Here is a 22,634-nt window from a genome sequence, read left to right on the forward strand (position 1 = left end):
TCTCTGCTGCCTGACGGAGGTCACGTGCGCATAGTCCTCGGAGTCGGGGGAGGGATTGCCGCCTACAAGGTGGCGTCGCTCCTCCGGCTTTTTACTGAAGCCGGCCATGACGTTACCGTCATTCCCACCGAGGCCGCCACCCGGTTCGTCGGCGTGGCCACCTGGGAGGCCCTCTCCGGGCACCCGGTGAGCAACAGCGTCTTCGACGAGGTGCACACCGTCAACCATGTCCGGCTCGGCCACGAGGCTGAGCTGATCGTGGTGGCACCGGCCACGGCGGACCTGCTGGCCCGCGCCGCCACCGGTCAGGCCAACGACCTGCTGACCAACACGCTGCTGATGGCCGGCGGGCCGGTGCTGATGGCCCCGGCCATGCACACCGAAATGTGGCGGCACCCGGCTACCCAGGCCAACGTCGAAACCCTGCGCAGCCGTGGCATCACCGTGCTCGAACCCGCCACCGGCCGGCTGACCGGGGCGGATTCCGGCCCGGGCCGGCTGCCCGAACCCGAGGCAATCTTCGCTGCCGCGCTGGCCCTGGCCGGCGCTCCGGCCGTGCCCAACACCCCCGGCCTGTCGACGTCGGACGCGGCCCTTCCAGCCGCCGCAGCCAGGCCGCTGGCCGGACTCACTGTCACCATCAGCGCCGGCGGCACCCGCGAACCCCTGGACCCGGTCCGCTTCCTCGGCAACCGTTCCTCCGGCAAACAGGGCGTGGCGCTGGCCGTCGCCGCCCGCGAGGCCGGCGCCCGCGTTCGGCTGCTGGCAGCCCACATGGACGTCCCGGCCCCCGACGGCGTCGAGGTGGTGGAGGTTGAGACCGCACTGGAACTGCGCAAGGCGGCCCTGCACGCCGCCGCCGATTCCGACGTCGTCATCATGGCCGCCGCGGTGGCGGACTTCCGCCCGGCGGATGTCTCCGGAACCAAAATCAAGAAGCGCGACGACGTCGCCGATCCCGTGATTTCGTTGGTCCGCAACCCGGACATTCTCCGGGAAGTCGTCGAGGTCCGTGATGCTGCGTCCCGGAACCAGCTGATCGTGGGTTTCGCTGCCGAAACCGGCGACGCCGACGGGGACGTCCTCGAATACGCGCAGGCCAAGTTGCGCCGCAAGGCCTGCGACCTGCTGGTGGTCAACCAGGTGGGCCAGAACCAGGTCTTTGGCCAGGACAGCAACGCCGTAGTCATCCTTTCGCGGTCCGGCTCCGAACCCCAAGAGGCGTCGGGTTCCAAATCCGACGTCGCGGCTGCCGTCATTGACCGCATCAGCGCCGAGCTAAGCCGGGTTGTCCCGCCCGCATAAGCGCTGGCGTAATCAAGGTCTCCTTAGCAGGGGGACACACGCCGCCGGACGTCCGTTTCCCAACCAGTAAGGTAGTTGAGTGACTTTACCGCTGCACATCCCAGACTTCCATGGGTCCACGCCCGCCTCGCTCCGGCTCTTCACGTCCGAGTCGGTGACCGAAGGACACCCCGACAAGATCTGTGACCAGATCAGCGATGCGATCCTCGACGCCCTGCTGGCCAAGGACCCGGAGTCGCGCGTCGCCGTCGAGACCCTGGCCACCACGGGCCTCGTGCACGTGGCCGGTGAAGTCACCACGGACGCCTACGTCGAAATCCCGCAGATCGTCCGCGAGACCATCCTCGGGATCGGCTACGACTCTTCCGCGAACGGCTTCGACGGCGCCCGCTGCGGCGTGTCGGTCTCCATCGGCCAGCAGTCCAACGACATCGCCGGCGGCGTATTCAACTCCCTCGAGGCACGCGAAGGCCGCCAGGAAGACGATTACGATCTCCAGGGCGCCGGCGACCAGGGCATCATGTTCGGCTACGCCAGCGACGAGACCCCGTCCTACATGCCGGTCCCGATCTGGCTCGCGCACCGGCTTTCCGAACGGCTCACCGAGGTCCGCAAGTCGGGCCAGCTGGGCTACCTGCGCCCCGACGGCAAGACCCAGGTCACGGTGGGCTACGACGGCGACCGTCCCGTCTCGGTCGAGACCGTCGTGATCTCCAGCCAGCACGCGGAAGGCGCCAGCCTGGACCAGCTCCGCGCCGACCTCGCCGAGCACGTCGTCGACCCGGTCATGGCGCTGTCCAACCTGGACATCTCCCGGTCCCGCAACATCCTCAACCCGGCCGGCGCCTTCGTGATCGGCGGTCCGGTGGGTGACGCCGGCCTGACCGGCCGCAAGATCATCGTCGACACCTACGGCGGCATGGCCCGGCACGGCGGCGGCGCCTTCTCCGGCAAGGATCCGTCCAAGGTGGACCGCTCCGCTGCTTACGCGATGCGCTGGGTTGCCAAGAACGTGGTGGCCGCCGGCCTCGCCAAGCGTGCGGAAATCCAGATCGCCTACGCGATCGGGCAGGCCCGCCCCGTGGGCACCTACGTGGAGACTTTCGGGACCGAAACCGTCGATCCCGCCCGGATCAGCGCCGCGATTGCCGAGATTTTCGACCTCCGCCCCCGCGCCATCATCGACGCGCTCGACCTCAAGCGTCCGATCTACGCGAAGACGGCCGCGCACGGCCACTTCGGCCGCGAGGAGCCTGACTTCACCTGGGAGCGCCTGGACCGGGTCGACGAGCTGAAGGCCTTCTTCAACGCCTAGCAACCGGCCGAACCGCTGGATGGCAGAGCTCTTGAATGTCGTTGCTCTTCAATGTCACAGCTCTGTGATGTGCTGTAGCCAGGCCGCCGAACGGCGGCCTGGCTACAGCTTTAATGTTGATCGTTAGCCTGATCGTCGAAGTTTCCAGGCTCTTTACTTGACCGATTCCAGCGCCGAAGGGAGGCAGGCACCATGACTCCAGATCGCCGCGCCGCCACGCCGGAGGAACCGCTTCAGCTCTCGCTGCTGCACGGCTTCCCGGCATCCGCGGCAGCCGCCGGGCCCGCCCTTGCCGCGGAACTGCCGGTGGCCCGGGTGCTGCTGGAATCCTCCCTCCCGCACCTGGACCGCCCGTTCGACTACAGCGTGCCGGCGGACCTCGACGCCGCGGCCCGGCCGGGCGTGCGGGTCAAGGTGAAATTCAGCGGCCAGGAGCTTGGCGGATACCTGCTCGAACGCACGGCGGCGTCCGACGCCGGCCACCCGCTGGTGCCGCTATTCAAGGTCGTGTCCCCGGTTCCCGTTCTCACCCCCGCCGTGTCCGAACTGGCCGGGAGGGTGGCGGCGCGCTACGCCGGAACTGTCAGCGACGTCCTGCGCGTCGCCATCCCGCCCCGGATGGCCAAAATGGAAAAAGACTACGCACCGGGAGGCCTGCTCGACCCGGCACTCTTCGCCGCCGGGGACGACGCCCGGGCAGAGCCGCCTGCTGCCCCTCCGTCCGGCTGGGCGGAATATCATAACGGCCCGGCATTCCTCCAGCACCTGGGGGCGGGGGAGTCGCCGCGTGCCGTGCTGAGCGCCCTGCAGGGGTTTGGTCCCGGCGGCTGGCCCCGGATGGTTGCCGAGGCTGTTGCCGCCGTCCGCCGCTCCGGCCGGGGCGCCGTCGTCGTGGTGCCGGACTACCGCGACCTGGATCGGGTGGAGGCGGCCCTGCTGGAACACCTGCCGGCCGGCGACGTCGCCCGGCTCACGGCCGACAACGGCCAGACACCGCGGTACCGCAGCTTCCTGCGGGTCCTCAGCGGCGCCGCAGGGGTCGCCGTCGGCACCCGCTCCGCCGCCTACGCCCCGGTGCGGAACCTGGGCCTGGTGGTGTGCTGGGACGACGGCGACGACCTGCACATCGAGCAGCGTTCCCCCTACGCCCACGCCCGTGAAGTCCTGCTGCTCCGGGCCGCGCATGAAGGCGCCGCCTGCCTGCTCGCCGGGCACGCCCGCAGCACGGAGACGCAGCGGCTGGTGGAATCCGGCTGGGCCCGCCCGATCGAGGCGGGGCGCTCCGTGATGCGCCGCACCGTCCCGCGCGTCCAGAACACCGCGGACAGTTTCGAACAGGAGCGCGACCCGCTGGCGCGGATCGCGCGGTTGCCGGGCGCCGCATGGCGCGCCGCAAAGGAAGGCCTGGAACGCGGTCCCGTCCTCGTTCAGGTTGCCCGCGCAGGGTACGCGCCGTCTCTGGCCTGCGAACGCTGCCGCGAAGCCGCGCGCTGCACCGCCTGCAACGGACCGCTGGCCATCGCCGGGCCCGGCGGCAGCGCCGCGGTGCCGGTGTGCCGGTGGTGCTCCGCGGCGGCCCCGGACTGGCACTGCGTGCACTGCGACGGGGTCCGGCTCCGGCGGGGCGCCACCGGGGCACTTCGGACGGCCGAGGAACTGGGCCGGGCGTTTCCGGGCAAACCCGTCGTCACTTCCTCCGGCGACCGCGTGCTGGCCACCGTCCCGGACTCAAAGGCCCTCGTGGTCGCGACGGTCGGCGCCGAACCGGTCGCGGCGGGCGGGTATGCGGCCGCGCTGCTGCTCGACGGCGACTCGCTGCTGCGCCGCGAGAACCTCCGGGCGGGCGAGGACGCCGTGCGGCGCTGGTTCAACGCCGCGGCCCTGGTCCGTTCCGCGTCCGAGGGCGGCCTTGTGGTCATCACCGCCGAGGACACGGCGGGAGTCGGGGCACTCCTGCGTTGGGACCCCGCCGGCTACGCCGGACGCGAGCTCGCCCTGCGGCAGGAGCTGTCGCTGCCGCCAGCGGTCCGGATCGCGTCCGTCACCGGCGGCCGGACCGCCGTCGGGCACTTCACCGAGGCCGTCGAACGGGCGCTGGCCAAAAAGGGCGTTGTGCTCCGGCAGGCCGGTCCGGCGCCGCTGCCGGGCGCCGGCGGATTCGTAGCCACGCCAACGGCTGCCGGCATGGAGCGGCGCGGTGGGGAGGACGTGCGGACGCTGCTGTTCATCCCGTACGCCGAAGCCACCGAGGCCACAAAGGCCATGCGTGCGGTCAAGGCCGCAGCCGCCGCCAAGCGCACCGACGATCCGGTGCAGCTGCGGCTCGACGGCGTCGACGTTCTCTAACGGTGCTTGCGCCGGCGTAGGGGCGCCGCTTCGACGGTTCCCTGCGCACTCGACGTCCGCCCGCGTCGAATTGGCACGGAACCATCGAAACGGCCGAGGTTAGCGTCGCTTGCGCCGGCGCAGGGCCACGGCCTCTTCGGCGGCGGCCAGCAGGCGCTGTGCGGAGGCGTCCCAGCTGAACTCGGCCGCGCGCTGCACCGCACTGCTGGAGCGCTGCTTCCAGAGCTCGGGCTCCTCGAGCTCGCGGACCGCGGCGGCAAACGCGGACGGGGAGTCGGGGTCGACGTAGCTGACCGCGTCCCCGCCCACCTCGCGGAAGATCGGAATGTCGCTGGCGATGACCGGAGTGCCGTGTGACATCGCTTCCACGAGCGGCAAGCCGTAGCCCTCGGCCTTGGAGAGGCTGACCAGGGCCGTGGTGCGGGCCAGCAGCGCCTCGTACTCGGCATCGGTGACGCCGTTGTGGAACACGATGCCGGCGCCCGCCGGGGCCAGCGCCTCCAGCTCCGCCCTGCGTTCGGGCGTGATCCGGCTCAGCAGGTGCAAGGTTATCTCCGGCAGCTGGGCCATGCCCTTGACCATGGTTTCGACATTCTTGTAAGGCATGAAAGACCCCATGTAAAGCAGCGTCTTGTCGGCGCCTGCGCCGGGGTCCCGAGGAGTCAGCCCGGGCTGCGGGGCGTTGCCGACGATCCGGACCGGTCGCTTCGTCAGGCGGTACTTCGCCATCAGGGCCTCGGTGGTGGAGCTGATGGTCGCGACGACGTCGGCCCGGTTCAGCAGGACCCGCTGGGGCCAGAACGCCTTGTGATAGAGCCGCCAGAGGACCCGGACCGGGGCCGGGAGGAAGCCGGGAGGTGCCGGGTGCTCGTAGTAGATCAGGTCGTGCAGGGTCAGGACCAGGGCGTACTTCCGGCCCCAGCTGCCCATGGTCTGCATCGGGCACACCACCACGTCGGCCCCCAGCGGGTTGACCTTGGCCGCAACGAATAGCTCCGCGGGCGAGAGCGGGCTGTTGATCAGGGTGTAGGGGACGTCCGGGAGCAAGGCCAGCTGTCGCGTATCGCTGATCAGCATGGAGACGTCCGCGACCTTGGCGGTCGCGGCAATGAGGCTGGCGCCGTAACGGCTGATGCCATCGTGGTGGTCGAGCCTGGTGAAGCGAGCGTCAATAAGGATTTTCACGCGTCGTGTTCCTTCAGGAAGCGTCGGATGAAGCCCGCGGCGGGTTCCGGGGTTTCGTAGTGGATGAGGTGCCCGACGCCGGGAATGACTTCGAGGCTGGCGTTCGGCAGCAGCGGGAGCAGCTTGTGCTGGTCGGGCAGGGTGGCGATTTCGTCTCTTTCGCCCGCCACGAGCAAAACCGGAAGGGCCAGCCGTGGAGCCACCTCCGCGACGTTGCTGCTGACCGAGGCCTTGAAGGCTTCGAGCAGGCTGTCGCGGTCGGCGAAGGCGGAGAAGTACGCGCTGTGCTGGGCGTGGACGAACCTCCGCAGCGCCTTGTCCTGGGTCTTGGCCATGGTCTCGCTCATCACCCGGACGATCAGCTGGTTGCGCAACAGCGCGTTCCCGAGTCCGCGGGGGAGCCGGGCCGCCGCCTCGTAGTACAGCACCGCGGCCTTGGTCATGAGCCCTTTGGGCCCCTCCAGAGCGGGTGCGGCGATGGGGTTGATCAGGATCAGTTCGGCGACCGCGCCGGGATGGTCCGCCACGAAGTGGCTGGCGATGATCGAACCGAAGGAGTGGCCCAGCAGCACCGTGTCCTTGCCCAGCCCGAGGGCGGCCATGAAGTCGGCGATGAACCGGCCGTAGCCGCTAACGCTGTGCCCGCCGGTCCGGAACGCGGCGGAGGCGCCGAACCCCGGGAGGTCCGGCATGATGAGGCGCATTTCGGGGAGCTGGTCGGCCACCCGGAGCAGGCCATGGTGGTCGCCGCGGAAGCCGTGGATCACAAGGATGGTCCGGGTGTCGGCGGTCTCCCGGACCGGTTCGTAGCTCCAGTAGGCGACCCGGGTACCGTTGAGGTCCACCGCGGAGGCGCTGCTGCGCGTTTCCAGTTCGGCGCTGAGCAGGGGAGGCAGGGGGGAAGGCTCGGTGGCCACGTGTTCCATTCGTTCGGGTCCTAGTTGACGTCGTCGGGGTTCGAACCGGTGCGGAATCCCCGGTCCAGGCCGGCCAGGGCGTCCAGGTCCGTGGTGCTGAGGCTGAAACCGAAGATGTCGTGGTTCTCGCGGATCCGGGCGTAGGAGCTGGCCTTGGGGATGACGACGTTACCCAGTTCCAGGTGCCAGCGCAGGATGACCTGGGCCGCGGTCCGCCGGTGTGCCGCGGCGAGCTCCAGCACCACCGGGTCCTCCATCACCTGGCCGCGGCCCAGCGGGCTCCACGCCTCGGTGGTGATGCCCAGCGACGCGTGCAGGGATCTCAGCTCGGCTTGTTGCAGCCAGGGATGCAGTTCAATCTGGTTGACCGCGGGCACCACTTCGGCGGTCTGGAGCAGCCGCTCCAGATGTGCGGGCTGGAAGTTGGACACCCCGATGGCGCGGACCTTTCCCTCGCGGTAGAGCGATTCGAGCGCGCGGTAGCTCTCCGTGAAGAGCCCGCGCCGGGCGCACGGCCAGTGGATCAGGTAGAGGTCCACATATTCGAGGCCCAGCTTGGCGATCGAGGTGTCGAAGGCACGCAGGGTCGCGTCGTAGCCCTGGTCGTCATTCCAGAGCTTGGTAGTCACGAAAATGTCCTCCCGGGCGAGCGGGGAGTGCAGCTCGCCGGAGCCGCCGGCGGAGCCGTCGAAGGCGGACAGGGCGCCGATCGCTTTCCCGACGCCCGTCTCGTTCCCGTACATCGCCGCAGTGTCGAAATGACGGTAACCGGCCTCCAACGCCATGGTCACGAGCCCGGCGGCGTCCGCGGGGGGCACCTTGTAAAGCCCGAACCCGAGGCGGTCCATCATCACGCCGTTGTTCAAGGTCAGCCGGGGGGAGATTCTCATAGCAACGACTCTACCCATTCCGGGCACCCGGCCGCGGGTGTCCGGCCCTCAGGACAGGCCCTCGGCGCTGACCAGCCGCCGGGCGCTGGCCTCATCCAGGATCAGGTCCGTGGCCAGGCCGGCAGCGAGCGCCCCGCGCAACCCGTTGATCTTGGACGCGCCGGAGACCACACAGATCCGGCGGCGGACCTGCCGGAGCTGGGCCAGGTCCGGCCCGGTGGAGCGTTCGTTGAGGGTAATGCCGTCCGAGGAGCCGTCCGCGCGGAAGAAAACAGTGGCGACGTCGCCCACGACGTCGGACTCCGCCAGTACGCTCAGGTCGTCCTCGTCCAGGTAGCCGCCGGCGTACACGTGGCTGGGGTAGTCGGCGTCGACCGATCCCACCCCGAAAATGGCGATGCTCATCCGGGACTGCAGCTGCAGGATGCGTTGAACACTGCGTTCATTCCACATGGCCTTCTTGGTCGCGGCGTGGTCGAAGAACGCCGGCACCGGGAACTGTTCCACCCGCGCCCCGTAAGCGCTGCCGAAGCGCCGCATGATGTCCGAGGCGTAAGTGATGCCCGTGGTCTGCATGTTTCCGGCTCCATTAAGCTGCACGATGATGCTGTCATGGGTGATCTTCCGGGTCAGGTGCCGGCTCACGGCGCTCAGCGTGGAACCCCACGCCACCCCGATGATCGCGTTCGAGTCCACGAGCGGGCCGATGGTGCGCGCGGCCTGCATCGCCACGCGGTCCAGCGTTTCCGCCTCGTTGAGCGTGTCCACCACCGGCACGACGTGCACATCGACCTTGTATTCGGCGCGGATCATGCTGGCGAGCTCGGGTCCGGTGTCCAACGGGCTGCGGATCTGGATCTGCACGAGGCCCGATTCCCGGGCCGCCGACAGCAGCCGCGAGACGGTCGAGCGGGACGTTCGGAGCTCACGGGCGATGGCGTCCATCGTCAGGTCCTGGAGGTAATACAACTGGGCGGCCCGGAGGGCGTCGGACTGGCGGGTTGGCGACATTCCATTTCCAATCTGCACGTTTGTGCATAGTGCTTGACTCCATTTTCCATTAGTCCAAAGAATAGTGTTGAACGGCGACGTGCCCGGTGGGCGCGCCGCAGAGCACCGATCCCCAAGGAGCAGTTTTGGGAAACAAGGTTTCATCCGGCAATCCGGCGTCGAGCACACAGCGCACGTCCGTGCAGCAGTTGCGGAACCGGCCGCACGCGCAGGTGCTCATCATCGGCGGCGGCATCAACGGGGTCGGAACCTTCCGTGACCTTGCCCTGCAGGGCGTTGACGTTGCCCTCGTCGAACGGGGCGACTTCTGCCAGGGAGCCAGCGGCGCCTCCTCGCACATGATTCACGGCGGTATCCGGTACCTGGAAAACGGCGAGTTCCGCCTCGTCCAGGAGTCCGTGGTGGAACGCAACCGGCTCCTCCGGATCGCGCCGCACTACGTGAAGCCGCTGCAGACCACCATCCCGATCTTCAGCACCTTTTCGGGCATCCTGGCCGCGCCGTTGCGGTTCCTGACCCACAAGCAGGGGAAGAACACCGAGCGCGGTGCCTTCCTGATCAAGCTGGGCCTGAGCATGTACGACTCCTTCTCCCGCGACGGCGGCACCGTGCCGCGCCACCAGTTCCGCGGCCGCAAGCGCGCCCTGGCCGAGCTGCCCCGGCTGCACCCCGGCATCAAGTACGCCGCGACCTACTTCGACGCCTCCGTGCACAACCCGGAGCGCCTCACCCTGGACGTGCTCCAGGACGGCGAGAAGGCCGGCGAGGCGGCCGGCAACGGGGCCCGGGCCAGCAACTACCTCTCCCTGGTCTCCATGGACGGCGCAGCCGGTTCCGGCAATGGCACGGCAACCCCCGGAGCGAAGGGCGGAACCGTCCAGCTCCGGGACGAACTGACCGGCGACGTCTTCGACTTCAGCGCCGACGTCATTGTCAACACCACCGGCGCCTGGGTGGACCTGACCAACCAGGCCATGGGCGCGGCGTCCGCGTTTATGGGCGGCACCAAGGGTTCCCACATAGTGCTGGACCACCCCGGGCTGCTTGAGGCCTGCCAGGGCCGGGAGATCTTCTTCGAACACACCGACGGCCGGATCGTGTTGATCTACCCGATGGGCGACCGCGTGCTGGTCGGCACCACCGACATCGACGCCGACATGGCCGAGGACGCCGTCTGCACCGAGGCCGAGATCGACTACTTCTTCGACCTCATCGGGCACGTCTTCCCGGACGTGGCCGTGGACCGGGAACAGATCGTCTACACCTTCTCCGGCGTCCGTCCGCTGCCCCGGCACGACGCCACGCAGCCGGGCTTCGTCAGCCGCGACTACCGGATCGAGCGCCGCGGCCCCGCCAGGGGCGCCGGGCAGCTGGCCGACGGCGGCGCCGTCGTGCTCAGCCTGGTGGGCGGCAAGTGGACCACGTTCCGGGCCCTCGCCGAACACCTCAGCAACGACGTCCTCGCCGAACTCGGCATGGAACGGAAAGTCTCGACCGCCAAACTTGCCATCGGCGGCGGGGCAGGTTTCCCCGACACCGAGGACGGCGTCCAGCGCTGGATCAAGGCCCACATGGGGGCCGGCCGCGACGCGGACCGGACCGCTGGCCTGCTCACCCGCTACGGCACCCGCGCGGTGGACGTCATGGCCTACCTCGACGCCGGGACCGACCGGCTGCTGCACTCCACCCGGGAACTGAGCGTCCGGGAACTGGAGTTCATGGCGGCCAACGAGCAGATCGGACACCTGGTGGACGTGCTGATCCGCCGCACCTCCCTCGCGTTCCGCGGGCTCGTGACGGGGGAGCTGCTGAACGAGCTCGCCGAGATCCTTTCCGGACCGCTGGGCTGGGACGCGGCGACGCGGACCGCCGAGATCGACCACGCCCAGGAGGTGCTCCAGCGGTTCCACGGCGTCCAGGTACACAGCCTGGTCGCCTGACAACTTGAGTGTCCGGAGGCTGGAGCCTCCGGACACAAGGGCTGCGGGGTTTCTCCCAGGGGAACCCGCAGTGGCCGGCCGGCAGCGCGAAACCGCTGCCGGCCCAACGGCCCTTCAAACTCGCGAAGGGCTGACAACAGAAAATAGAGGAGTCAAAGATGTCTCTTGGAATAGTTTTCCTGTCCGAAGTATTCGGCACCGCAATGCTGACCCTGCTGGGTTGCGGCGTTGTGGCCAACGTCGCGCTCAAAGGCACGAAGGGCAACAACGGCGGGTTCCTGATGGTCACCTGGGGATGGGGCATTGCCGTCTTCGCCGGTGTCTTCGTTGCGGCCAAGTCCGGGGCGCACCTGAACCCGGCCGTCACCTTCGGCCTGTTGCTTAACGGCAAGAAGGAGTACGCCCCGGGTGTCGCGGTCGATTTCGGCTCCACCCTGACCTACTTCGGCGGGGAACTGCTGGGCGCCTTCCTGGGTGCCGTCGTGATGTGGCTGGCCCACAAGCAGCACTTTGATGTCGAACCCGAGCCCGCCAGCAAGCTGGGTGTTTTCTCCACCGGACCCGCCATCCGCTCCACCCCGTGGAACCTGATCACGGAGATCATCGGCACCTTCGTCCTCGTCTTCGTCATCCTGACCTTCGGCGGGACCCCGTCGGGACTTGGCCCGCTGGCCGTGGCGCTGCTGGTTGTCGGCATCGGTGTTTCCCTCGGCGGCCCCACCGGTTACGCCATCAACCCCGCCCGTGACCTCGGCCCGCGCATCGCCCACGCCCTGCTGCCCATCAAGGGCAAGGGTTCTTCGGACTGGAGCTACTCGTGGATCCCGGTCGTCGGACCGCTGATCGGCGGCGGACTCGCTGGCGTCGTAGCAGCCGTGGTGCCGATCATCGCCACCGCCGCCGCCTGATTCTGCCGCACAGGACCCTGAACCAAACCCGCTCGAATCGCATCAATTCAACCGCCAGGCCCAAAAGACAAGGACGTCAGCATGAACCAGTATGTAATCGCCATTGACCAGGGAACCACGAGCACCCGCGCCATCGTGTTCGATCACAGCGGCAACATCGTTTCCTCCGGCCAGATGGAACACGAGCAGATCTTCCCGCAGGCAGGGTGGGTGGAGCACGACCCCGCCGAGATCTGGAACAACACCCGCGAGGTCATCGCCTCCGCACTGTCCAAGGCCAACCTGACCCGCCACGACATTGCCGCCGTCGGCATCACCAACCAGCGCGAAACCGCGGTGGTCTGGGACAAGACCACCGGCAAAGCCGTGTACAACGCGATCGTCTGGCAGGATACCCGCACCCAGTCGATCGTCGACGAGCTGGCCAAGGACGGCGGCCCGGAACGCTTTAAGCAGAAGGTGGGCCTGCCGCTGGCGACCTACTTCTCCGGCACGAAGATCAAGTGGATCCTGGACAACGTCGAGGGCGCCCGGGCCAAGGCAGAAGCCGGCGACCTCGTCTTCGGCAACACCGACAGCTGGGTGCTGTGGAACCTCACCGGCGGAACCGACGGCGGCGTACACGTCACCGACGTGACCAACGCGTCCCGGACCATGTTCATGGACCTCGACACGCTGTCGTGGGACCAGGAAATCCTGGACGCCTTCGGGGTCCCGGCCTCCATGATGCCCGCCATCAAGTCGTCCTCAGAGGTGTACGGCACCGTCCACACCTCCCAGCTGCTGCGCGAAGTTCCGGTCGCCGGCATCCTCGGCGACCAGCAGGCGGCAACCTTCGGCCAGGCCGCGTTCGACACCGGCGAGGCAAAGAACACCTACGGCACGGGCTGCTTCCTCATCTTCAACACCGGCGAGGAAATCGTCCACTCCAAGAACGGGCTGCTGACCACGGTCGGCTACAAGCTTGGCGACGCCAAGCCGCACTACGCCCTGGAGGGTTCGATCGCTGTCACCGGTTCGCTGATCCAGTGGCTGCGCGACAACCTGGGCATGATCAGCAGCGCCCCGGAAGTCGAGACCCTGGCCGCTTCGGTGGAGGACAACGGCGGCGTGTACATCGTTCCGGCCTTCTCCGGCCTGTTCGCACCGTACTGGCGCTCCGACGCCCGCGGCGCGATCGTCGGCCTGACCCGGTTCGTGAACAAGAACCACATCGCCCGCGCAGCGCTGGAGGCCACCGCGTTCCAGACCCGTGAGGTGCTCGACGCCGTCAACGCCGACTCGGGGGTTCCGCTCACGGAACTCAAGGTCGACGGCGGCATGGTCGCCAACGACGCGCTGATGCAGTTCCAGGCCGACATCCTGGGCGTGCCGGTGATCCGGCCGAAGGTCGTCGAGACCACCTCGCTCGGCGCCGCCTACGCGGCCGGCCTCGCCGTCGGCTTCTGGAAGGATCTGGGCGAGTGCTCGGCCAACTGGTCCGAGGACAAGCGCTGGGAACCGAAGATGGACCAGGCGGAGCGCGAGCGCCAGATGCGTCTCTGGAAGAAGGCCGTCACCAAGTCCATGGACTGGGTCGACGAGGACGTGAAGTAGGCCGACGAGCCGATGCCTTCACTGTTGAGGGGGCCCCGCCCGCTTCGCGGACGCCCGAAGCCGCTCCCGGGCCCCCTCAACAGTTCGGCATTTCCGGGCTGGCCGATTCAGCCGCTCGTGGCGACTTACGTAGCGCTGGCAAGCCGTGCGCTAAAGTAGTCGTATGCGTGCGATCCTCCTGCTTAGTTAGCCGCCCGGCATCCCGGCGAAAACCCGGATTGCCGAGCGGCAGCCCCTCCGTGTCGAGGGGCTTTTGTGTGTCCGGGATATGTACCGGCCCGCAGCAGGGGACCAAGGGATCAGGCGGGACAGTCCTGATCCGACAAGATCGAAAGAACAGAAGAGGCCAGCAGTGAGCGTTCAGCCGGAGACAGAGACCGGAACAGCAGCAGCCGTCGCGAATGAAGGCCCCGAAGAGGGCGCCTACAGCTTCGCCGCCATGGAGGCCAAGTGGCCGCAGGTCTGGGAGGACCTCAAGGTCTTCACGCCCCTGGATGACGGCTCGAAGGAACGCCGCTACGTGCTGGACATGTTCCCGTACCCGTCCGGTGACCTGCACATGGGCCACGCCGAAGCGTTCGCGATGGGCGACGTCGTCGCCCGCTACCTGCGCCAGCAGGGCTACGACGTGCTGCACCCGATCGGCTGGGACTCCTTCGGACTGCCGGCGGAGAACGCCGCCATCAAGCGGAACGCGCACCCCAGCGAGTGGACGTACGCCAACATCGACACCCAGGCGGCGTCATTCAAGCGTTACGCCATCTCCGCTGACTGGTCCCGCCGGCTGCACACCTCGGATCCGGGGTACTACCGCTGGACCCAGTGGCTGTTCAAGCGCTTTTACGAGCGCGGGCTGGCCTACCGCAAGAACTCTCCGGTCAACTGGTGCCCCAAGGACCAGACCGTGCTGGCCAACGAGCAGGTCGTCAACGGCGCCTGCGAACGGTGCGGCACGGCTGTGACGAAGAAGTCCCTGAACCAGTGGTACTTCAAGATCACCGACTACGCCGACCGGCTGCTCGATGACATGGACGAACTGCGCGGGCACTGGCCCGAGCGGGTCCTGGCCATGCAGAAGAACTGGATTGGCCGTTCCGAGGGCGCGCACGTCAACTTCGTGGTCGAGGCCGACGGCGGCAAGCCCGCCAAGGACGTCACGGTCTTCACCACCCGCCCGGACACCCTGTACGGCGCGACCTTCTTCGTGGTCGCCGCCGACGCCCCGCTGGCCGCCGAACTGGTCACCGAGGAACACGCCGGGGCACTGGACGCCTACCGGGAACAGGTCAAGGCGCTGTCGGAGATTGAGCGCCAGTCCACCGAACGGGAAAAGACCGGCGTCTTCACCGGCCGCTACGCCATTAACCCGCTGAACGGGGAGAAGCTGCCCGTCTGGGCGGCCGACTACGTGCTGGCCGACTACGGCACCGGCGCCATCATGGCCGTCCCGGCCCACGACCAGCGCGACCTGGACTTCGCCAAGACCTTCGACCTGCCCGTCCGGGCGGTCCTGGACACCGGCGAGGAAGACCCCGCCGTGTCCGGCACGGCGACGACCGGCGAGGGCACCTTGATCAACTCCGGCGCCCTGGACGGGCTGCCCAAGGCCGAGGCCATCCCTGCCGCCATCGCGATCCTGGAGCAGCTGGGCACCGGCGAGAAGTTCGTGAACTTCCGCCTGCGCGACTGGCTGCTGAGCCGCCAGCGGTTCTGGGGCACCCCGATTCCGATCATCCACTGCCCGGCCTGCGGCGAGGTTCCGGTCCCGGACGACCAGCTGCCGGTGACCCTGCCGGAGGACCTGCGCGGCGAGGATCTGTCGCCAAAGGGCACCTCCCCGCTGGCCGCCGCCGAAGCCTGGGTCAACGTCGAGTGCCCCAGCTGCCACGGCCCGGCCAAGCGCGACACGGACACCATGGACACCTTCGTGGACTCCTCCTGGTACTTCCTGCGCTTCGTCTCGCCCGACTACACCGAGGGCCCGTTCGATCCCGCCAAGATCAACGACTGGATGCCCGTGGGCCAGTACGTCGGCGGGGTGGAGCACGCCATCCTGCACCTGCTGTACGCCCGCTTCTTCACCAAGGTCATCCACGACCTGGGCCTGATCGAGGCCGACGAACCGTTCAAGGCGCTGCTGAACCAGGGCCAGGTGCTCAACGGCGGCAAGGCCATGAGCAAGTCCCTCGGCAACGGCGTGGACCTGGGCGAGCAGCTGGACAAGTTCGGCGTCGACGCCGTGCGGCTCACCATGATCTTCGCCTCCCCGCCGGAGGACGACGTCGACTGGGCGGATGTCTCGCCGTCGGGCTCCGCTAAGTTCCTGGCCCGCGCCTGGCGGCTCGGCCAGGACGTCAGCAGCGAGCCCGGCGTCGACTTCGCCGCCGGGGACCGCGCCCTGCGCACCGTCACCCACCGCACCATCGCCGACGCGCAGGCACTGCTGGACCACAACAAGTTCAACGTGGTGGTGGCAAAGCTGATGGAACTGGTCAACGCGACCCGTAAGACCATTGATGCCGGCGCCGGCGGCGCGGACCCGGCCGTCCGCGAGGCCGTGGAGGCTGTAGCGGTGATCCTGAGCCTCTTCGCGCCCTACACCGCCGAGGACCTGTGGAACGTACTGGGACACCCGGCGTCGGTAGCCAACGCCGGCTGGCCCACGCACGACGAGACGCTGCTGGTGCAGGATACGGTGACCGCCGTCGTCCAGGTCCAGGGCAAGGTGCGGGACCGGCTCGAGGTTTCCCCGGGCATCTCCGAGGACGAACTGCGCGAACTGGCGCTGGCCTCGGAAAACGTCCAGCGCGCGCTGGACGGCAGGGGGATCCGCACGGTCATTGTGCGGGCGCCTAAACTGGTCAACATCGTCCCGGCCTAGCCGGGCAAGGCCGTTCGTGAACCGGCCGCCGGCAGAAGCCGGCGGCCGGAACTCTTTTCAGGAGGTGCTTCGTGCCGGACCGTGAGCCCCCGGGCTGGCCGTGGCTGCGCGAGCGCCTCGTCAGGCTCCGCCAGGCTGCCCGCCCCGGGGCGGTGCCCGAACCAGTGCGCGCCATGGCGGCGCGGACTGCGGTGGTCACTGACTCCGCCGCCGCGCTGCCGGCAGAATGGGTGCGGGACTTCACCGCCGACGGCCGCCTGACCGTGGTACCGATGCCGGTCATGGTGGGCGCCGAGATCTACGGCGAGGGCGAGGACGACATCGCCGAGACCATCGCGGTGGCACTGGCCAGCGGCTTGCCGGTCCGGACCTCCAGGCCCTCACCCGGCCAGTTCGAACAGGCCTACCTCGCGGCGGCGGCACGCGGCTTCGAATCCGTAGTCTCGCTGCACATTTCGGGGGAGCTCTCCGGCACCGCCGACTCCGCCAGGCTCGCAGCCGCGAAAGTGGGAATCCCGGTGGTGGTCGTGGATTCGCGCACGGTCGGGATGGCGCAGGGCATGGGCGTGCAAAGCGCCGTCGTCGCGGCTGCTGACGGCCGGGGCGCGGACGAGGTCAGGGCCTTCGCCGAAGAGCGGCTGGCCCGGACCAAGGTCTACTTCTATGTGCCGAGCCTGGAGCAGCTGCGCCGCGGTGGCCGGATCGGCGCAGCCGCCTCCCTCTGGGGCACCATGTTTTCGATCAAACCGATCCTGGCGGTCGACGGCGGCAAGGTCGTCCCGCTGGAAAAGGTCCGTTCTGCGCCCCGCGCCATCGGCCGGCTGGAGGAAATCGCCGCCGCTGATGCGCTGTCCCGCCCCAGCGGTGAGGCCAGGATCGCCGTGCACCACTTCGGCAACCGCGCCGAGGCCGAGCAGCTGGCATCGCGGCTGGCACAGCGGTTGCCTGACTGCCCGCCCGCCCAGATCAGTTCGCTGCCGGCCGTGCTGGCGGCCCATGCCGGACTGGGCGTGCTGGCCGTCATTGTGGGGGAGAGCAGCACCCCGCTTCCCGGGAGCGGCCCCACACCGGGGTCTGGCTCCACACCGGGGGCTGCCGGGGCGCTTTCCACATAGCCGTTGCCGCGCCTGTCGGCAGGTCCGGTCCCATCCCTAGGCTGGCTTCATGTCGCGCCGATACCCGGGGGCCGGAGCCCGCAGCGGACCCCACTCAGGAACCGGCGTGGCACGGCACCGCTGGGCCGCCAGCCTCGGCCCTGCGCCGGAGGAGGGGCTGCTCGGCGATGTGCCGGCCCCGGGAGCCCCGGCTGACGGAGCCCCGGACCCGGCGGCGGCGGACCGGGCCTCTCCTGACGGGGCCGATGCTGCGGAGTCCCCAGTGCCCGCGGTGTTCAGGTGGCGCAGCGGTCGGAGTGCCGCAGCCATGCTCGCCGTGATCTCTGTGCTGCTGGCCGGCTGGTTCTGGTGGCAGGCAGCCGACGGAGCGCCACGGGTCCAGTCGCTGGGCGAGCCACCCGGTTCGGAAGCGGCGGACGGGTCCGGACCGGCCGTAGCCGATGACGGCGGTCCCGGCGGGGCGCCGTCGAGGGCGGACCCGGCTGCCGCGGAGATGCCCGGCGCGACGGCGGCCGGCACCATTGTCGTCCACGTTGCCGGTGCCGTGGCGAAGGCCGGGGTGGTGGTGCTGCCGCGCGGAAGCCGGATCCACGAGGCGATCAAAGCCGCGGGCGGAAACACCCGCGCAGCCGACCTTGACCGGCTCAACCTGGCCGCCGTTCTCGAAGACGGTCAGAAAGTCCTCGTCCCGGAGCGCGGCAGCCCGGACCCGGTTGAACTTCCCGGCCCCTCTCCCGGTCCCGACGGCACCGGGACCTCCGGCGGCGCCGGAGCGCCAGCGGGGAAAATCAACCTGAACACCGCCGGCGTCGAAGAGTTGGCGACGCTGCCGCGCGTCGGTCCGGTCTTGGCCCAGCGCATCGTCGACTGGCGCAAGCAGCACGGCAGTTTCGGCAGCGTCGAAGAACTCGACGCTGTGGAGGGTGTTGGTCCCAAGCTGCTCGAAGCCCTGTTGCCGCTGGTGCGGGTCTGACGTGGCCGGGGAACAGCGGCCCCGTTGGCAGGCTTTCCGCGCCGCCGCCGCCGATGCCATGGCCCGCAGCCGGGATCCGCTGGATCCTGCAACGACGCAAAACAGACAGGCACCGGGCGTGCCCGCGGCGCCGGGCGCGTCCGAGGCACCGGGCGTGCCCGCGGCGCCGAACAGCTCGTTCCGCGCAGGGGGAGCCGCGCGTACCGCCTTGGCCGGCCTGGGGCACCGTGTCCTTGAGGCGCTGCGCAGGCGCCGGGCCGGGGTCATGCCCGTGCCGCACGGCGTGCCGGGACGACGACGCCGGACCGACCTCCGCCTGGTGCCCGCCGCGCTGCTGGTTTGGGGCATTGCTCTGGCTGGCGGATGGCTGGAACCAGCCCCGCTTGCCGGGCTCTGTGCCGGATTGGCGGCCGCCGCGGCTGCCCTGTTGCTGGGTCCCGGTGCGCATCGCCGGAGACCTGGACCCCGAAGCTTCCGGGCCACCTTGGCGGTAGCTTTGCTTCTCTCGTGCGCCGCCGGGGCGCATTCGGCGGTGGCATCGGCGCAGCGGAACGACGGTGCTGTCGCAGAGGCCGTCGCCGCCGGCGCGTCGGTGGTGGCCGAGATCGAAGTTGCCGGCATGCCACGGCGGCTTTCCGCCCCGGGCCGGTCCGGTTTGTCAGACCGGTGGGCCGTGCCGGTGACCCTGCTCGTCCTGGTCTTCGACGGCCGACGCGTGGAAGCCTCCGTGAAGCTGCTTGCCCTCGGCGGGGAGGAGTGGGGACACTCATCTCCGGGGCAGCGTTTCCGGGCCACAGGCAAGCTCAGGCAGGCCGGAGCAGGTGAGGCCGAAGCCGGCATCCTCTCTGCCTCCTCTGCGCCGCACCGTGTGCGGACCGCCTCCAGCTGGGTGCACCTCCCGGCAGGCCTGCGGCGCGGTTTCAGCGTCGCCGCCGCGGGGCTGCCTGGCGACGCGCGCGGACTCCTGCCAGGGATGGTGACCGGCGACACCGGTGAGCTGGACCCCGAACTCGCTTCGGCCATGAAAACCGTCGGAATGACCCACCTGACCGCGGTGAGCGGAGCCAACTGCAGCCTGGTCCTCGGGGTCCTGCTGCTGGCGGCCCGTAGCCTGCGGCTTCCGCGCCCGGCGGCTTCCGGAATTGCCGTGGCCGGGCTGGGGCTGTTTGTGCTGATGGTCGGGCCCGATGCCAGCGTGCTCCGGGCCGCCCTGATGGGGTCGATCGGGCTGTGGGCGCTAGGGTTTGGCCGTGCCGGCCGCGGCCTCAGCCTGCTGTGCGTGGCCGCGGCCGGCTTGCTGCTGGCGAATCCGGCCCTGGCTACCGACTTCGGCTTTGTGCTCTCCGTTTTGGCCACGCTTGGCATCGTCGTGGTGGGCAGGCCCCTCATGGGCTGGCTGGCCGCCTTCGTGCCCCACTGGTTGGCTGCCGGACTCGCTGTTCCGTTGTCCGCCCAGTTGTTCTGCAGCCCGGTGATCGTGCTGCTCCAGCCGCAGTTCTCCAGCTACGCGCTGCCCGCGAATCTGGCAGCTGCCGTGCTGGTGCCGCCGGTTACGGTCTTCGGCACGGCAGCAGTGCCAATCGTACCCCTCGCCCCCGCGTTGTCGGCTATGCTCATCGCCGTTGCCGGCACCTTCGCAGCGGGTGTGGCCGGCATCGCCCGCTGCTTCGCGGCGCTTCCGGGGGCCGCGTTGCCCTGGCCGGAGGGGGCCCTCGGCTCGTCCACGATGGCGGCGCTCTCGGGGCTGACACTGACGGGCTTCTGGCTCGCCACCCACCCTGCCGCTGCGGTACGCCTGATCCTGAAAATACATGACCGGACCACGCTGTGCCTCACCCGGACTCTGCGCCGTCATGAGCGGCCGCCGGGCACCGTCCGCGCCCTGCCGGGGTCCGTCGGCCGCGGCTTGGTGGACCGCCCACGCCGTGGCAGGCTTAGAGTCTGCAAACCAACTTCCCGGAGGAACCACGAGTGGCTGCTGCCCAGACCCAACGCACCAGGACCACGGCGACGAAGACCGCCACCTGGCGCGATGTGACGCCCGCGGCGGTGGTGCTGGTCGGCGGACCGGAGGACTACCTGGGTTCCCGGGCCATGGACCGGATCCGCTCCCAGGTCCGTGCCGCGGCCCCCGACGTCGAGCTCACCCGCCTCAACGCCGGCAGCTACGAACCGGGCACGCTGGCCATGAACGTCAGCCCGTCCCTTTTCGGCGAGCAGAAGCTGATCGAGGTGGAGGGCCTGGAAGCGATGAATGACGCCTTCCTCGCCGACGCTCTGAAGTACCTGGTCCAGCCCGAACCCGACGCCGTCCTGGTGCTCCGTCACGGCGGAGGAGTGCGCGGCAAGAAGCTCCTGGACGCGATCAAGGCGGGCGGTTGGCCCGTGGTCGACTGCCAACCGTTGAAGAAGGACGCGGACAAGGTGGCTTTTGTCACCACAGAGTTCAAGGCCGCCTCCCGGCGGATCGAGCCGGACGCCGTGCACGCCCTGGTCAACGCGGTCGGGGCCAACCTGGCCGAACTCGCGGCCGCCTGCAGCCAGCTGATCGCCGACGCCACCACCGGCGTGGATTCGGAAATGGTTGACCGCTACTACGGCGGCAGGGTGGAGGCCACGGCATTCAAGGTCGCGGATGCCGCCATGGCCGGGAATGCGCCGCTGGCCCTCTCCACGCTCCGCCACGCACTGGATACCGGTGCCGACCCGGTGCCGATCGTCGCTGCGCTGGCCTCCAAGCTGCGGTCCCTGGCCAAGGTGGCCGGGGCACAGGGGTCTTCCGCCCAGATCGCCAAGCAGCTGGGCATGCAGCCGTGGCTCGTGGAGCAGGCGCAGCGCGATGTGCGGCGCTGGACTCCGGAGGGCCTGGTTAGGTCCATCCAGGTCACGGCCGAAGCCGACGCGCAGGTCAAGGGACTCTCCCGCGACCCGGTCTACGCCGTGGAACATGCCGTCACGGTGATTGCGGGCGCGGTCCGCCGCTGACGACCACGGCCCGCGCACGGCCGGTGCCCGACCGCACGTCCCGCGCCGCGGCTTGCCCGGGTCGCCGGGTCACGTTGCCCGGGTCGCCGGGTCGCGTTGGCGGCTTGCCCGGGTCACGTTGCCGTGTCCGGTCCGGCGCTTTAACTGGCTGTGGCCGGCACCCTGGGGGTGCCGGCCACAATCATCAGTTCAGTTGAACTGGAAAACCTTAGAGTGCGTTGACCTTCTTGGAGATCGCGGACTTGCGGTTTGCAGCGTTGTTCTTGTGAAGAACACCCTTGCTGACAGCCTTGTCGAGCTTCCGGCTGGCAGTAACCAGTGCAGCAGCAGCGGCATCCTTGTCGGTGGACTCAACGGCGGTGTTGACGGCGCGGATGGCCGTCTTCAGCTCGGACTTGACTGCGTTGTTGCGCAGGCGAGCCTTTTCGTTGGTCAGGATGCGCTTCTTCTGGGACTTGATATTAGCCACGTGTGAACTCTCTTTTTCAATGCGGAAAATGGTCTAGAGGGCTTTCAGATTGGCCATTGACTGAGCGGCGTGGGGATACCTATGGCGACCAACCATCTGTGGCCGTCGACCTGCACGGACACACAGCTGTCAATAATAGCAGAGCCGCGAACCCGGTGGCGATTCCCGGTGCGACCCGCGGGTCGGAGTTCCCCGCGCGGCGTCGCCGAAGAACCCGGACTTCAGGACCAGCCGTGCCGCCTGCGCAGCGCCGAGGAAATGTCCCGGAACCGTCCGGCGTCCAGGATGGCGCCCTCGCGGCGCACGTCCTGGGGGTTGATTTGCAGGATGCGGTCCAGCCTGGCTTCGCTCGGGCGCCACTGCCGGTCCCAGGGCCCGGTGCCGATGTCGACGTAGTCGTCCGAGCGGCGCGCGTCGCCGTCGTGGTCCTTGCTGGTGAGCATCAGGCCAAGCAGGAAGCGGCCCTTGCTTCCCACGAGCAGCACCGGCCGGTCCTTGCCCCGGGAGTGGTCCTCTTCGAACGGTACCCAGGTCCAGACGATCTCACCGGGCTCGGCCCGGCCGTTCGCGGCGGGGCTGTACTGCACTTTGGCTTTGCCCTGGAAGTCGCCCGGGTAGGTCCCGGTCAGTCCGCCGGATGCGCGGGGCGGCTGCCGGGCGGGAGCCTTGCCGGCAGGACGGCGTGTCGCGGGAGGAGCGCCGCCGCCGAGCCGGTCGAGGAAGCGCAGGGCGCCGCGGACGGCGTTGCCGAGGGAGCGAAGATTCAAGGCCATGGGGAAACCCTACCGGCCGCCGTGC

Annotated in this window: 17 protein-coding genes; 11 read left to right on the forward strand and 6 right to left on the reverse strand. The window is 69.1% G+C overall.

All coding sequences use genetic code 11. The features are described 5' to 3' along the window. The first annotated feature begins 24 nt into the window (after positions 1-24). The 3 genes from AB4Y91_RS07000 to AB4Y91_RS07010 all read left to right on the forward strand — a co-directional run bounded on the left by AB4Y91_RS07000 (position 25) and on the right by AB4Y91_RS07010 (position 4,966). Complete coding sequence (locus AB4Y91_RS07000) at positions 25-1,305, forward strand: bifunctional phosphopantothenoylcysteine decarboxylase/phosphopantothenate synthase (protein WP_441417722.1); 1,281 nt, start codon at positions 25-27, stop codon at positions 1,303-1,305. A gap of 79 nt (positions 1,306-1,384) precedes the next feature. Further along, on the forward strand, positions 1,385-2,620 hold the full coding sequence (metK, locus tag AB4Y91_RS07005) for a methionine adenosyltransferase (RefSeq protein WP_441417723.1): 1,236 nt from the start codon (positions 1,385-1,387) through the stop codon (positions 2,618-2,620). Between the two features lie 192 nt (positions 2,621-2,812). Continuing rightward, positions 2,813-4,966, forward strand: a complete 2,154-nt coding sequence (locus AB4Y91_RS07010) for a primosomal protein N' (protein ID WP_441417724.1) — start codon at positions 2,813-2,815, stop codon at positions 4,964-4,966. A gap of 99 nt (positions 4,967-5,065) precedes the next feature. On the opposite strand, the gene AB4Y91_RS07015 is transcribed toward AB4Y91_RS07010, so the two are convergent. Genes AB4Y91_RS07015 through AB4Y91_RS07030 form a run of 4 tightly spaced genes read right to left on the reverse strand, consistent with a single transcriptional unit; the run spans position 5,066 to position 8,969 of the window. Next, on the reverse strand, positions 5,066-6,151 hold the full coding sequence (locus AB4Y91_RS07015) for a glycosyltransferase family 4 protein (RefSeq protein ID WP_441417725.1): 1,086 nt from the start codon (positions 6,149-6,151) through the stop codon (positions 5,066-5,068). Continuing rightward, positions 6,148-7,077 carry an alpha/beta fold hydrolase gene (locus tag AB4Y91_RS07020; RefSeq protein WP_441417726.1) on the reverse strand — a complete coding sequence of 310 codons (930 nt, stop codon included), beginning with the start codon at positions 7,075-7,077 and terminating at the stop codon, positions 6,148-6,150. Before AB4Y91_RS07020 ends, AB4Y91_RS07015 begins: the two co-directional genes overlap by 4 nt. A gap of 11 nt (positions 7,078-7,088) precedes the next feature. After that, positions 7,089-7,958, reverse strand: coding sequence for an aldo/keto reductase (locus AB4Y91_RS07025; protein WP_441417727.1), 870 nt, complete (start codon positions 7,956-7,958; stop codon positions 7,089-7,091). Positions 7,959-8,006: 48 nt separating this feature from the next. Beyond that, positions 8,007-8,969, reverse strand: a complete 963-nt coding sequence (locus AB4Y91_RS07030; RefSeq protein ID WP_441417728.1) for a sugar-binding transcriptional regulator — start codon at positions 8,967-8,969, stop codon at positions 8,007-8,009. Between the two features lie 125 nt (positions 8,970-9,094). Between AB4Y91_RS07030 and AB4Y91_RS07035 the strand changes: the two genes are divergently transcribed. The 8 genes from AB4Y91_RS07035 to holA all read left to right on the forward strand — a co-directional run bounded on the left by AB4Y91_RS07035 (position 9,095) and on the right by holA (position 21,367). After that, positions 9,095-10,909: a glycerol-3-phosphate dehydrogenase/oxidase gene (locus AB4Y91_RS07035; protein ID WP_441417729.1), complete on the forward strand. Its 1,815-nt coding sequence runs from the start codon at positions 9,095-9,097 to the stop codon at positions 10,907-10,909. Positions 10,910-11,067: 158 nt separating this feature from the next. Continuing rightward, positions 11,068-11,817 (forward strand): MIP/aquaporin family protein, encoded by a 750-nt coding sequence (locus tag AB4Y91_RS07040; RefSeq protein ID WP_441417730.1) that lies wholly within the window; start codon positions 11,068-11,070, stop codon positions 11,815-11,817. Positions 11,818-11,898: 81 nt separating this feature from the next. Beyond that, on the forward strand, positions 11,899-13,413 hold the full coding sequence (gene glpK / locus AB4Y91_RS07045; RefSeq protein ID WP_441417731.1) for a glycerol kinase GlpK: 1,515 nt from the start codon (positions 11,899-11,901) through the stop codon (positions 13,411-13,413). A 352-nt stretch (positions 13,414-13,765) separates the two neighbouring features. Next, positions 13,766-16,294: a leucine--tRNA ligase gene (gene leuS / locus AB4Y91_RS07050; RefSeq protein WP_441417732.1), complete on the forward strand. Its 2,529-nt coding sequence runs from the start codon at positions 13,766-13,768 to the stop codon at positions 16,292-16,294. A gap of 71 nt (positions 16,295-16,365) precedes the next feature. Further along, positions 16,366-17,409, forward strand: coding sequence for a DegV family protein (locus AB4Y91_RS07055; protein WP_441417733.1), 1,044 nt, complete (start codon positions 16,366-16,368; stop codon positions 17,407-17,409). 106 nt (positions 17,410-17,515) lie between these two features. Then, entirely contained in the window at positions 17,516-18,382 is an 867-nt protein-coding gene (locus AB4Y91_RS07060) for a helix-hairpin-helix domain-containing protein (protein ID WP_441417734.1), read from the forward strand. Positions 18,383-18,914: 532 nt separating this feature from the next. Beyond that, complete coding sequence (locus tag AB4Y91_RS07065) at positions 18,915-20,420, forward strand: ComEC/Rec2 family competence protein (RefSeq protein ID WP_441417735.1); 1,506 nt, start codon at positions 18,915-18,917, stop codon at positions 20,418-20,420. Next, positions 20,354-21,367, forward strand: coding sequence for a DNA polymerase III subunit delta (holA, locus tag AB4Y91_RS07070; RefSeq protein WP_441417736.1), 1,014 nt, complete (start codon positions 20,354-20,356; stop codon positions 21,365-21,367). Before AB4Y91_RS07065 ends, holA begins: the two co-directional genes overlap by 67 nt. A 208-nt stretch (positions 21,368-21,575) precedes the next feature. On the opposite strand, the gene rpsT is transcribed toward holA, so the two are convergent. Further along, a complete protein-coding gene (gene rpsT / locus AB4Y91_RS07075; RefSeq protein WP_056739236.1) occupies positions 21,576-21,836 on the reverse strand; it encodes a 30S ribosomal protein S20 in 261 nt (86 codons plus the stop codon). Between the two features lie 221 nt (positions 21,837-22,057). After that, positions 22,058-22,609: a type II toxin-antitoxin system PemK/MazF family toxin gene (locus tag AB4Y91_RS07080; RefSeq protein WP_441417737.1), complete on the reverse strand. Its 552-nt coding sequence runs from the start codon at positions 22,607-22,609 to the stop codon at positions 22,058-22,060. Between the last annotated feature and the right edge of the window lie 25 nt (positions 22,610-22,634).

Origin of the sequence: Arthrobacter sp. YAF16, from assembly GCF_052113385.1 — a bacterium.
GTDB lineage: Bacteria > Actinomycetota > Actinomycetes > Actinomycetales > Micrococcaceae > Arthrobacter.